Origin of the sequence: Bacillus sp. FSL H7-0578 (assembly GCF_038630855.1) — a bacterium.
GTDB lineage: Bacteria > Bacillota > Bacilli > Bacillales > Bacillaceae > Bacillus > Bacillus safensis.
Window position 1 is genome coordinate 3,132,863 of record NZ_CP152045.1, and the last position, 11,884, is coordinate 3,144,746.

Here is an 11,884-nt window from a genome sequence, read left to right on the forward strand (position 1 = left end):
GCTAATTTCATCATACAAAGGATATAGAATCAGTATGTCGTATGTATACCTTTATATTCATTATATTTTCTCACAATTAAAAAAACCCGGCAAGAAGCCGAGTTTTTATGATAATTTCGAACGTAAGTACGCATCGATAAATGAATCTAAATCTCCATCCATCACCGCTTGAACATTTCCCATCTCCGTATTGGTTCGATGGTCTTTCACAAGAGAATAAGGGTGGAATACATAAGAGCGGATTTGGCTTCCCCAGCCAATTTCTTTCTGCTCTCCTCTGATTTCATCCAATTCTGCCTGCTGTTCTTCGATCCGTTTTTGATAAAGTTTCGATTTCAGCATTTTCATCGCACGTTCTCTGTTTTTAATTTGTGATCTTTCTGTTTGGCACGTCACGACGACATTCGTTGGAATGTGTGTGATACGAACAGCAGAGTCCGTCGTATTAACGTGCTGGCCACCTGCTCCGCTTGCACGATACGTATCTACCTTGATATCCTCTGTCCGTATATCAATATCAATTTCTTCATTGAATTCCGGCATGACATCACAGGAAACGAAGGATGTATGTCTGCGGCCAGAAGAATCAAAAGGAGAAATACGAACCAAACGATGGACACCTTTTTCAGCTTTTAAGTAACCGTACGCGTTATGCCCTTTGATAAGCAAAGTCACAGACTTAATTCCTGCTTCATCACCTGGAAGGTAATCAAGCGTTTCGACCTTAAAGCCTCTGCGCTCTGCCCAGCGAGTGTACATTCGCAGAAGCATAGAACCCCAGTCCTGTGATTCAGTACCGCCTGCACCTGGGTGAAGCTCCAGAATGGCATTGTTTTTATCATAAGGTTCGCTTAAAAGAAGCTGCAGCTCAAATTCGTTAAACTGCTTCGTTAAGTTCTTCAGCTCTTTTTCAAGCTCTGCATGAAGCTCCTCGTCATAATCTTCCTTTAATAAGTCATGCGTCATTTGCAGCTCTTCATGTGATTCACTGAGCTCATGGTAGGAATTCACAGAATCCTTCAGTGCATTGGCTTCATTGATAACGCCTTGAGCCTTTTGCTGATCATTCCAAAAATCAGCCTCTGACATCGTCGCTTCAAGCTCTGCGATTTTGGCCTCTTTTGTTTCTAAGTCAAAGAGACCCCCTAAAATCAGCTAGCCTGCTAGCCATATTTTCAAGCTCTTGTCTAATTTCTACTAATTCCATATCCTTCACCTCATAGATGTATGGGGGCTGACATGAATAGAAAGAGGTTTTCACCTCTTTCCATTACTTATTCTGTCTTCCCATGACAATTTTTATATTTTTTGCCGCTTCCGCAGTGACATGGGGAGTTTCGTCCAATGTCTACGACTTTACGTACCGGCTTCTTCTTCACTGTCTTCTCCTCATCGCCCTCTTGTGGCTGATGAGCCGTTGTTTGACCTTGAACCACTTCTTCACGTTCTAGGTTGTTTTGGATTTCTGATTTCAAGACATACTTGGCCACATCATCTTCAATTGAAGCAACCATATGCTCAAACATCGCAAATCCTTCCATTTGGTATTCACGAAGCGGATTCGTTTGTGCGTACGCACGTAAATGAATACCTTGACGCAGCTGATCCATTGCATCGATATGGTCCATCCACTTCGAATCCACTGCACGAAGAACGATGACTTTTTCAAATTCACGCATTTGTTCTTCGCCAAATGTTTCTTCTTTTGCATCGTATTTTTCTTTAATACGATCCATGATGAAGGTTGTGATTTCATCTGCTTCTTTACCGAAGATATCTTTGACCGTAATGGCACCTTCGTCTAAATAGTTCGTGTTGATTAATTCAACAAGACCATCTAGTTTCCATTCTTCAGGCAGCTCCTCTTTTGGCGTATAAGATCCTACAGCACGCTCAATTGAAGATTGGATCATATTGATGACAATTGATTTTAAGTTGTCAGAATCGATGACTTCAAAACGCTGTTTGTAGATTACTTCACGCTGTTGACGAAGCACATCGTCATATTGCAGAAGCTGCTTACGGGAATCAAAGTTGTTCCCCTCTACACGTTTTTGAGATGATTCAACGGCTTTAGACACCATTTTACTTTGGATTGGTGTAGAGTCATCCATGCCAAAGCGGTCAAGCATCGCCATCGTCCGCTCTGCACCAAATCGGCGCATCAATTCATCTTCCATGGAGAGATAGAATTGGGTAATCCCTGGGTCTCCTTGACGTCCAGAACGTCCGCGAAGCTGATTATCAATACGACGGGATTCATGACGCTCTGTCCCGATAACAGCCAGACCTCCAAGTTCTTTTACACCTTCGCCAAGCTTGATGTCTGTACCACGTCCTGCCATGTTTGTCGCAATGGTCACAGCACCTTTTTGACCAGCCTCTTCAATAATTTGTGCTTCACGCTCATGGTTTTTTGCGTTTAACACTTGATGAGGAATGCCTTTATTTTTAAGCAGCTTAGAAATAAGCTCAGATGTCTCAACTGCAACTGTTCCGACAAGAACTGGCTGCCCTGTCATATAGCGCTGCGCAACATCCTCAGCCACTGCTTTAAATTTACCATCCATTGTGCGGTAAATTAAATCAGGTCTGTCATCACGAACAACTGGCTGGTTGGTCGGGATTGAGACAACCTGCATGTTGTAAATGTTACGGAATTCTTCTTCTTCCGTTTTTGCTGTACCAGTCATACCAGATAATTTTTCATACATACGGAAGTAGTTCTGGAACGTAATTGTTGCTAGTGTCATGCTTTCGTTCTGCACTTCAAGACCTTCTTTTGCCTCGATGGCTTGATGCAGACCTTCACTATAACGGCGTCCTTTCATTAAACGTCCTGTGAAGGAGTCAACGATGACTACTTGGCCTTCTTCTACTACATAATCCACGTCTTTTTGCATCGCAACATGTGCCTTCAGCGCCTGAGCGATGTGATGGTTCAGCGCGACATGTTTGACATCAAACAAGTTCTCAATGCCGAATGCTTTTTCCGCCTTCGTCATTCCGCTTTCAGTCAGCTGCACACTTTTTGTTTTAATATCATACGTGAAATCATCTTCGATTTTTAATGTGCGGACAAATGCATTGGCTTGTACATAAAGCTTTGTTGATTTCGCAGCTTGACCTGAAATAATAAGAGGTGTTCTCGCTTCATCAATTAAAATGGAGTCAACTTCATCGATCACGGCATAATGAAGCGGTCTCTGAACCATTTGCTCTTTGTAAAGCACCATGTTATCTCGTAAATAGTCAAAGCCAAGTTCATTGTTTGTTGAATACGTGATATCAGCGGCGTACGCTTCTCTTTTTTCATCTTTGTCTAAGCTGTTTAAGTTTAAGCCGACTGTTAAACCAAGAAACTCAAAAATTTTGCCCATTTCCTGCGCATCACGGCTTGCCAAATATTCGTTGACTGTCACGATGTGGACGCCTTTTCCAGAAAGAGCATTTAAATAAACAGGCATTGTTGATGTCAATGTTTTACCTTCACCTGTTTTCATTTCAGCGATGTTACCTTCGTGAAGCGCGATCCCCCCCATGAGCTGCACCTTAAATGGGAACATTCCTGTTACGCGGCGGGATGCCTCGCGAACCGTTGCAAATGCTTCAACCAGCAGGTCATCCACCGATTGTCCTTTTTCAAGTTTTTCTTTAAATTCAATCGTTTTATTTCGTAAAGCCTCGTCAGATAATTTTTCAAAATCTTGAGCGAGAGCTTCGATTTCATTTGCCTTTTTTTCATATCGGCTGATCGTACGTTTCGTAGGATCAAACACTTTGTTTAAGATTCCAAGCATATAATAACGCTCCTCTATTTCATGCAATTTTTCGGCATGTCCAAAAGTTTGACAGGTCCATATTTACCTGCATTTATCATACCATACCTTCTTTCATTTCCAAAGAATTTGCCATAATTTCGCACAAAAAACCCGCCCCTTATGAAGGGAACGGGTTTACTTTATTTAGGTTGTTTTTGAATCAGCATCAACTGATATTTAAGCGTTTGGCTCAATGAGTCCATATTTACCGTCATTTCGGCGATAAACCACATTGGTCAAATTTGTCTCAGCATTTGTGAAAACGAAGAAACTATGACCTAACATGTTCATTTGGAGAATGGCCTCTTCACTATCCATTGGCTTTAAATTGAAACGTTTCTGTCTGACGATTTCTGTTTCATCAATCTCTTCGTCATCTTGAACTGCTACTTCAGCCGTACCATTTCCTCCAGCAAATAAGTGCTTTTTGGCACCTTGCTCGCGGAATTTACGGTTTACTTTTGTTTTGTGCTTTCTAATTTGACGTTCTAATTTACTGGCTGCTAGGTCTACTGCATTGTACATATCCTCATTATGCACCTCAGCTCGAAGTGCTAGATCAGTCATTGGAATGGTAACCTCAACTTTAGATTCTTGATCGTTGTAAAACTTCAAGTTCACGTTGACTGAAGCATCTACATCTGTCTCAAAATAACGCTCCAGCTTTCCAATTTTTTTCTCGACATGATCTCTTAGTGCAGGTGTTACGTCGATGTTTTCTCCTCTGACATTGTAATTCATGTAAAGAACGCCTCCTTTAAAATTAAGGATATGTAAACCTATTTCTACTTTTCCCTCCTTTTCTCCTGCTCAAACGTAAAAAAATGTGAATATTTATTGAAATTTGTCGAATTTTGCGGTGCTTCAACTGTTGCTTGATAGGTGATGAATATATATTCGGCTGATTCTTGAAAAAGACCAGCGTACATTAAATGGTAAAAGATGAAATCGATGTTTTCAGCGATTGAGATAAGGATTTTAGATCCTCCGCAGCCGCTTTCATCTCTTCATTGGCCGCTAATGATTCTTCAACAGCAGCAGACATGTACTCTGTTTCTTCTGAGTTTCGTTTCGCACCTTCTTCAATGAAACCAACCGTTTGAGAAATTTCCTCTGTACTAGCAGAAATTTGTTCTGCAGTGGCTGACAGCTCTTCTGCTTTCATTGAAATATCACGAATAGATTCCAATATTTCATGGAAGCTTTGTTCAGATAATTGTGATACTTTTACACCCTCTGCTACATCCCGCTCAACCTTCGTCATCGATTGTGATGACCTTTCTGTATCTTTGTTCACGTTCTCGAGTAATTGACTAATTTGATCTGTCAACTGACTAGATTCTTCTGCCAGTTTCCTCACTTCATCTGCTACAACTGCAAAGCCTCTTCCATGTTCTCCCGCTCTTGCTGCTTCTATAGCTGCGTTTAAAGCAAGCAAATTCGTCTGGTCAGCAATGGCATGGATATGACCTAACAGATCTTGAATGCCTGTAAACTGCGCTTGCACATGGGCCATTGTGGAATGGTGTTCATTCACAGACTCTTTAATAGAACTCATTTGTTGCACAAATTGTTGAATAAGGGCGGCACCCTCTTCAGCCTTTTCAGTCACTGAAATTGAGTGACCCGAAACATCGGACGTGTGTACAGCTGCATTTTGCATGCCAGTCGACACTTCCTGAATGGCGGATGCCACTTTTCCGACCGCATCTGATTGTTCACGTGAAGCTTCACTGACCTGTTCAATCGAGCTGGATGTCTGCTCACTAGCCGATATCGTTTGACTGATGGTTTCCTCAAATTGAGCAGCAGAATCAGCAAGCTGTCTTGATCCGCTTTGCACCTGCAAAATAAGCTGACGCAAATGAGCCGTCATTTGATTAAAGGCTGTGCCGAGTTGACCAATCTCATTTTTAGAGGTCACTTCAATCTCTTCAAGGGTAAGATCACCATCTGCCATCCTTTTTGCGGCATTTGTGACAGAAACAATTGGTTTTGTCATGCGATGAACAAATCTGATCCCAATCACCAAAAGGCCAACAATAATCGCTGCACTGACCAAAATGAGTGTAAGCAATAATTGATTACTATCTTGATTGAGCTGATTGATTTTTTGATCACGTTGTTTTAGCTGATTTTGAGCGAATTCTTTTGTAAAGGTATGTATTTCTTGTTCGATAGGTTGTAATTCTTGACTGAGGCGGGTGTTGAATTCTTTTTGATTTTGCATATTTAATGAATTAAATAATCGATTTGTTGAGGTGTAGTAGAGATAATTTTTTTCTGAGATTTGATCTAATAGATTTTTTGCTTGTTTGACCGTACTCATTTTAGAAGCTTCTGCTGTTTTCTTATTAATATCTTCATATGTTTGCTCAATTTTCTGCAAATTTTCAGCATCTTGCACGACGACATATGTTTTAATCTGTGCTTCCTGCTTTTGCAGAAGAGTTTCTAATTCCAGCGATGTCTGATAAAGCTTCACTTCCTTGCTTAATAGCGCTTTATAGGATTGATCTGTTTTGTAATAGAGAAAGCTTGAGAATCCTAACATACTGACAAACAATACACATATGACAATAAGCCCAAATAAAAATTGATTTTTTAGTCTCATAATTTCCTCCGAATGGTCTGAATTGGACAAAAATTAATGAATGACATACGGCCTCATACAGGCATGTATTTCATCCATCCACTTTCTATATTCAGGTATAAAGTATGTTTTCAGGAATGATTGGAAGTGATTTGAAGGGAATGTATAGAAAGCTAGTATATCAAAACTTAAAAATATTTGATCAAACGAACGAATCGTTTTGGCAAAGTGTTCATTTTCAATAATTGAAAGCAGAAGAGGATGTGTTGTGTCTAAATGAAAGAAGGCATGGATCAGATCATTAAAGATCCGATCCCCTTCTGTTTTGTCAAAATCCTTCTCAATTTCATCTAAATAGTTTAGACTCTCTTCTATCGTGTATAGAAGTTCATAATATGTGGTTAATAAAATATAGTCATTTGAACGATACGCCACAGGTCTCACCTATTTATTTCCGTTTATCGTAGTATACGCCGTCACTTGTTATGGGCTGGTATGGATTTTGATAATTCAGCTGTTTTGTTTTCTTTTTTTGTATGGCTTGAATATCTGCCTTTATTCCATTTTGGATAACCGTTAATTGCTTCGCCATCTGTTGATCTGTTTGGATGATTTCGCGGATTTTCTCTTTTTCTTGATCCGTCAATTCATGCTGTATATCTCTCATTAATTCGTCTCTCTCAATTAAAAAGGCATCAAAGTCTTCAACCAGTGTATCACTTTGCGGATTTTCCGCTATTTCGGCTGCCATTTTTAATGTTTGATCATGCAGCTGGTCCACAATACTCATAGAGAGCCCCCGATAGAGTGGTGACGGCCTTTTCGATCGGTTTGAATGACTTCCTTCCACGCATCACGAAAATCAGTTACGTACTCTTCTACTTCATTCAATATATCTTCGTCATTTTGAAGATTGGCTTCTATCAGTCTGCGATAAATGTAATCATACATACTTGCCATACTCTTTGATACGTCATAGGAACGATTTAAGGTGACATTTAATTCTTGAATGATGTTTTGAGCCTTTTTCAAGTTCAAGTTTCTCGTTTCTGCATCCTCTTTTTGAATGGCATGCTTCGCTATTCTGATGAACTTTAAGCAGCCTTCATAAAGCATAAGCGTCAACTCGGCAGGTGTTGCGGTCTCAATAGAATTTTTTTGATAGGCGGCATAAGGGTTCTGTATTGCCATATGTTATAAACCTCCAATTATTGTCCAAGCAGTTGAGAAAGGTAGCCAGATTGGTTGTTTAGCTTTTGAATTGCACTATCCATGGCGTTAAACTTCGTATAGTAACGGGCTTCAACCATCTTCAAACGGTCTTGGAACGTACTCATTCGTTTGGTCAAAGAGTCAAGGTCCTTACCAAGTCCGTATTCCTTTAATTCCATAGTTGTGCTGCCAGCCTTTGTTTGAATGCTTTTGGTGAAGGCAGATAAGGAATTTTTGACACGATAGATGATTCCTTGTTCTTGATATTGCTGCTGTGCTTTGTTTTTATCCTTTGAATCCACATTTAAACTACCCGAGATGAACATTTGACTGACCTTCTGCGGATCTGCTTCTATGGCTTCTTTTAGTTTCTTTTCATTAATTTCAAGTTTTCCGCCATCTTTATATTTTGATGATGTCGTAATTCCAATTTGCGTGATATGAATTTTATTCGCATCACTTGTCGTAATATCAGCATAAAAATCATTTCTTATTTTAGAGGCACCAGATCGTAAAATAGAATCACTTCTCAGCAAGCCAGACTTTGCGGTCGTTTCCCATAGCTCCACTTCTTTGTCAGACATCGCTTTTTTCTCTTCTGCCGTTAATGGATGATAGTCCCTGTTTTTCTTTTCATTGACTTTACCATTAATCTGTTCAACGAGCTCATTGTATTTATCAACAAATTGTTTAATTTTATCAAAGATTGCATCCACATCTGTTGAAACGTTTAAGCTGACGGGCTTATCCGTGGTTCCTTTAAGCTCGTACGTAATACCAGCCTGTGTAAAGGTATTGTTGTTATTCTCCATTTTCAGGCCATTAATCTCATATTGCGCCTTCTGTCCTTGAGTGGTTGCAACTAATTTGTTATCTCCATCTACTTGGAAGCCTAATTGCGTTAAAAATGAAGCAGAATTACCATCAGCTGCTTTAATACTGACGCCTTCACCCGTTGTCCGAGAAGTAAGAGCGATGGTATCCACGTAGTTAGTTCCATCAAAGATTTGGCCTTTGTAAGCCGTCACACCTAATTGCGAGTTGTTCAGACTTTTCACGATGTCATCAATTGTATCGGAATCAGAAGTATTGATCGTCACCGTTTTCGGTTTTGTCGAATCTGGTGTCATCACCTCAAAAGTAAAAGTGCCGTTTGCTGGTGTATATCCAGAAGTACCAGAAGATTTAAAGACGGAAGCTGTCGCTAGTTGAGTGACATGAATAGAGCCAGAGGTCGCATTTGTTGATCCAGTTGCTGTGACAGCAGATTCATTTGAGCTTGTCACTTTTTTGGCGCCATATGTACTTGGAAGCGTTAAGTTTAAGCTGTTAATCAAATCATCTAATTCTTTAATTTTCGAGTTAACCTCGCGATAGCTGTCTCTTTGCCATTCAAGTGTTTGTTTCTGACGCGTCATTGTATCAAGTGGTGCTTGCTCCGTTTTCATCAGCTTTGATACGATTTCATCAATATCGAACACATTTGAAAATCCAGTAATACGATTGACCATTATTTATGTTCTCCCTTCATTTACATTCTTTTATCTACAAATAAACCGACAATTTCTGTCATTGCTGCATAGAAATCAAGCCATTCCTTGGAAGGAATTTCTCTAATGACTTCATCTGTTTGGTTATCTACGACTTTGACATAATATTCGTTGAGTTTTTCATGTAATTCAAATTGAAGATGAAATTGAGTAGGTTCAATCAGCTTGTTTGCCCCTTGAAGCGTTTTTTCAATTTCTTCTTTTGAAACAGCCCTGCCATTTGCTTGTGAGTCAGAGTTTACATTGTCATTCTGGTTATTAGAAACACGGGTTTGAAATGCATCGATAATTGGCTCTAGCGATGTCAACTTACCAACAGACATAGTTATTCAGCTCCTGTGCTTTAATCTATCTTTTATATCGGCTTTGAATTTGCAAATTAAATATAGATGGACCGATTTGTTAAAGTTTCCTATAGATCATGAACATCTGTATCGAAACGCTTTCACACGGAGAAGGACAGCTGAATGCGATAAAAAAATCCTCACTTTTTTTGTGAGGATAATTGAGAGAGGAGATCTAAGGATAAACTCGCAGCACGATTGTTCTCTTCTTGAATTGACAGGTACACTTCTTTCCTGTGAATATCGATGTGCTTAGGAGCCTCAATCCCGACTTTCACTTGATCGCCTTCGATTGAAATAATCTTGACTTCAATATCATCGCCTATTTGAATCGACTGGTTTAATTTACGAGACAGCACTAACATGAGGATGCCACCTCTAACAAATGTTTTGTATGATAGGCTGAATCATGCAAAATCACCTGCTTGGCTTTCATGTTTTTCCGGTTCACAATAATAGGCGCTCTTAAATTGGCTGTTGTTTTTTCAATAGATGATTCCATTGTTAAAATAACCATTACTTCCACATCATTGGCATCTTCTACTTCCAGAATGTCTACAACCGTTTCGTCTAAATCAAATTCGTATTGATTGAAGAATAAAAACGGGCTGCTGACGATAAAACCTAATGCCGAGTTATTTAATGATTGAAGAACTAAAAATGGAGACTCTTCTGATAAAGGCAAAATGACAAACTGTTTTTGATCCAGAAATCCTGGTATCCCGTTAGAGAAGTGAATGATTTGCTCCTCTTTGATTGTCACTTCACCATGGTATTTTGTTTGAATGATCATAATTCACGACCTTTTTCATTTTTCTTAATTATACCTTATCACCATTTTGGCCCGTTTCGTCAACTTCTATTTTTAATTCTGGGTATTCTAACATATCAATATTGACCTTGCCTGGCTGGTAGTTAACGATTGGTTTATGAGGTGTGGCCTCTATGATAGCTTTTTGCGGCTCCACATCAATTTGAAGCTCAGAAGGCTGATAGTGAGTTTTCACACTAAAGAATGAAGGTATCACACCAATGGTGAATTGTTTTGCTGGGGGACTGCCATTGATTTTGGCAAACTCAGCAATCGCATTCCCACCATTCTCGATCTTGATGAGTTCACTTCCTTCTTCCGCTCTTCGACCCATTCCTTCTCCAACAGCACGCTTCCCCTCAGCTGCCCATTCCTCAGAACGTCTAAAAATTGACTTGATGTCCATATCGGCAAACGCCTCGGTTTGATCAATGGTTAATTTCGATGGTGTCCTTTTGATATTCATGACAGCTCGTGGCTGCTGAATCTCAAGATCAGCTTGTGGCTGCTCTACTTCTTGCCGGGAAGGAGTTGTCGACATTTGAAGTTTTGCATAGGTTTGCTGCATTAACAATCTAGGGATTTGCATATGTTCACCTCCATGATGCAAAAAAGCACCCATCGGATGCTTTTTATTATCTTAAGAAATCTACAAGGGATGGCTGAATGACTTTCGCTGTTGTCGCTAAAGCAGCTCTATTCACCGTCTCTTGTTGAAGAAGATCAAGAATTGCCTTTTCACTTTCAACATCTTCATTATCTGATTTAGCATTTTTCAGTACTTGAAATTGTGAAGTCAAACGACTTCCTACTAAGTCAACACGATTCGAACGCGCTCCTAGGTCAGATCGCTCAGCACTCATTACTTCTTTAAACTGATCGATACTTCCTAATGCATCATCAGAATTCGCAAACGTTCCATTTTTCAATGAGTTTTCTAAATCAGTCAGCATTTCAATGACATTTTGACCGTTAGCCTGTCCGCCAAACGCTGAGATTGGATTTGAGTTTACATTTAAAGTGATACCATCAGAAATATTCGCTTGAACAGCATTCGCATCTGTATAATTTTCGAAGTTAAATGTATACGTTCCGTCTGCATTCTCAACAACTGGTTTAACATTTGTATTTGTCCCATTAAATACGAACTTACCTAGCATTTGAGTGTTCATTGCATCAATGATTTGATTCTTCATCTGGCCAATTTCCACTCCGATAGCTGCTAAATCTTCGGGCTGCTTTGTTCCATTTGCCGCATCAAGCACTTTATCTCGTATATTTGACATAATATCAATGATTTCAGTGACACTTGTTTCAGATGTATCAATCCAGTTTTGTGCTTCATTTAAGTTATTTTTATATTGTTCATTTCGGAACAAGGCAGTACTATATTGAAGGCTTTTTACTGCTGCAACAGGATCATCAGACGTTTTTGTAAAACGTTTGCCTGTTTGTGCCTGCTCATTAATTTTAGAAAGTTTTTCATAACTTTTACTAATATTTCGAAGTGAGTTTTGAGAAATCATACCTTGTGTGACTCGCATCCGTTATCC

At 39.5% G+C, this 11,884-nt stretch carries 13 protein-coding genes; all 13 read right to left on the bottom strand.

The annotated features are described in order from the left end of the window. Positions 1–105 precede the first annotated feature (105 nt). Positions 106–1,207 (bottom strand): peptide chain release factor 2 gene (gene prfB / locus MHB41_RS16170; RefSeq protein ID WP_098677688.1). Its coding sequence is split into 2 segments (ribosomal slippage): positions 106–1,134 and positions 1,136–1,207, totalling 1,101 coding nucleotides; the frame shifts between segments, so codons are not numbered across the junction. A 67-nt stretch (positions 1,208–1,274) separates the two neighbouring features. Next, positions 1,275–3,800: a preprotein translocase subunit SecA gene (gene secA, locus MHB41_RS16175; RefSeq protein WP_034281086.1), complete on the bottom strand. Its 2,526-nt coding sequence runs from the start codon at positions 3,798–3,800 to the stop codon at positions 1,275–1,277. Positions 3,801–3,998: 198 nt separating this feature from the next. Beyond that, the gene (gene raiA, locus MHB41_RS16180) at positions 3,999–4,562 is read right to left on the bottom strand and encodes a ribosome-associated translation inhibitor RaiA (RefSeq protein WP_024423608.1); all 564 of its coding nucleotides are present in this window, start codon (positions 4,560–4,562) and stop codon (positions 3,999–4,001) included. Between the two features lie 187 nt (positions 4,563–4,749). Beyond that, positions 4,750–6,435 carry a methyl-accepting chemotaxis protein gene (locus MHB41_RS16185; RefSeq protein ID WP_046313069.1) on the bottom strand — a complete coding sequence of 562 codons (1,686 nt, stop codon included), beginning with the start codon at positions 6,433–6,435 and terminating at the stop codon, positions 4,750–4,752. A 33-nt stretch (positions 6,436–6,468) separates the two neighbouring features. After that, on the bottom strand, positions 6,469–6,849 hold the full coding sequence (locus tag MHB41_RS16190) for a hypothetical protein (RefSeq protein WP_024426250.1): 381 nt from the start codon (positions 6,847–6,849) through the stop codon (positions 6,469–6,471). Between the two features lie 13 nt (positions 6,850–6,862). Then, positions 6,863–7,204 carry a flagella biosynthesis regulatory protein FliT gene (fliT, locus tag MHB41_RS16195; RefSeq protein ID WP_046313066.1) on the bottom strand — a complete coding sequence of 114 codons (342 nt, stop codon included), beginning with the start codon at positions 7,202–7,204 and terminating at the stop codon, positions 6,863–6,865. Continuing rightward, positions 7,201–7,605 carry a flagellar export chaperone FliS gene (fliS, locus tag MHB41_RS16200; protein ID WP_217008720.1) on the bottom strand — a complete coding sequence of 135 codons (405 nt, stop codon included), beginning with the start codon at positions 7,603–7,605 and terminating at the stop codon, positions 7,201–7,203. The genes fliT and fliS overlap by 4 nt, the downstream gene beginning before the upstream one ends. Positions 7,606–7,622: 17 nt before the next feature. Continuing rightward, positions 7,623–9,137, bottom strand: a complete 1,515-nt coding sequence (locus tag MHB41_RS16205; RefSeq protein ID WP_217008719.1) for a flagellar hook-associated protein 2 — start codon at positions 9,135–9,137, stop codon at positions 7,623–7,625. A 20-nt stretch (positions 9,138–9,157) separates the two neighbouring features. Further along, entirely contained in the window at positions 9,158–9,499 is a 342-nt protein-coding gene (flaG, locus tag MHB41_RS16210) for a flagellar protein FlaG (RefSeq protein ID WP_034281093.1), read from the bottom strand. 161 nt (positions 9,500–9,660) lie between these two features. Then, entirely contained in the window at positions 9,661–9,885 is a 225-nt protein-coding gene (gene csrA / locus MHB41_RS16215) for a carbon storage regulator CsrA (protein WP_008360181.1), read from the bottom strand. Beyond that, positions 9,879–10,313: a flagellar assembly protein FliW gene (gene fliW, locus MHB41_RS16220; protein ID WP_024423615.1), complete on the bottom strand. Its 435-nt coding sequence runs from the start codon at positions 10,311–10,313 to the stop codon at positions 9,879–9,881. Before fliW ends, csrA begins: the two co-directional genes overlap by 7 nt. A gap of 28 nt (positions 10,314–10,341) precedes the next feature. Beyond that, positions 10,342–10,920 (bottom strand): DUF6470 family protein, encoded by a 579-nt coding sequence (locus MHB41_RS16225; RefSeq protein ID WP_217008718.1) that lies wholly within the window; start codon positions 10,918–10,920, stop codon positions 10,342–10,344. 46 nt (positions 10,921–10,966) lie between these two features. Then, positions 10,967–11,875: a flagellar hook-associated protein FlgL gene (flgL, locus tag MHB41_RS16230; RefSeq protein WP_034281095.1), complete on the bottom strand. Its 909-nt coding sequence runs from the start codon at positions 11,873–11,875 to the stop codon at positions 10,967–10,969. Positions 11,876–11,884 lie beyond the last annotated feature (9 nt).

Coding starts and splice junctions, on each gene's coding strand:
- secA (WP_034281086.1), bottom strand. CDS start 3,800: ATGCTTGGAATCTTAAACAAAGTGTTTGATCCTACGAAACGTACGATC.
- raiA (WP_024423608.1), bottom strand. CDS start 4,562: ATGAATTACAATGTCAGAGGAGAAAACATCGACGTAACACCTGCACTA.
- MHB41_RS16185 (WP_046313069.1), bottom strand. CDS start 6,435: ATGAGACTAAAAAATCAATTTTTATTTGGGCTTATTGTCATATGTGTA.
- fliT (WP_046313066.1), bottom strand. CDS start 7,204: ATGAGTATTGTGGACCAGCTGCATGATCAAACATTAAAAATGGCAGCC.
- fliS (WP_217008720.1), bottom strand. CDS start 7,605: ATGGCAATACAGAACCCTTATGCCGCCTATCAAAAAAATTCTATTGAG.
- MHB41_RS16205 (WP_217008719.1), bottom strand. CDS start 9,137: ATGGTCAATCGTATTACTGGATTTTCAAATGTGTTCGATATTGATGAA.
- flaG (WP_034281093.1), bottom strand. CDS start 9,499: ATGTCTGTTGGTAAGTTGACATCGCTAGAGCCAATTATCGATGCATTT.
- csrA (WP_008360181.1), bottom strand. CDS start 9,885: ATGTTAGTGCTGTCTCGTAAATTAAACCAGTCGATTCAAATAGGCGAT.
- fliW (WP_024423615.1), bottom strand. CDS start 10,313: ATGATCATTCAAACAAAATACCATGGTGAAGTGACAATCAAAGAGGAG.
- MHB41_RS16225 (WP_217008718.1), bottom strand. CDS start 10,920: ATGCAAATCCCTAGATTGTTAATGCAGCAAACCTATGCAAAACTTCAA.
- flgL (WP_034281095.1), bottom strand. CDS start 11,875: ATGCGAGTCACACAAGGTATGATTTCTCAAAACTCACTTCGAAATATT.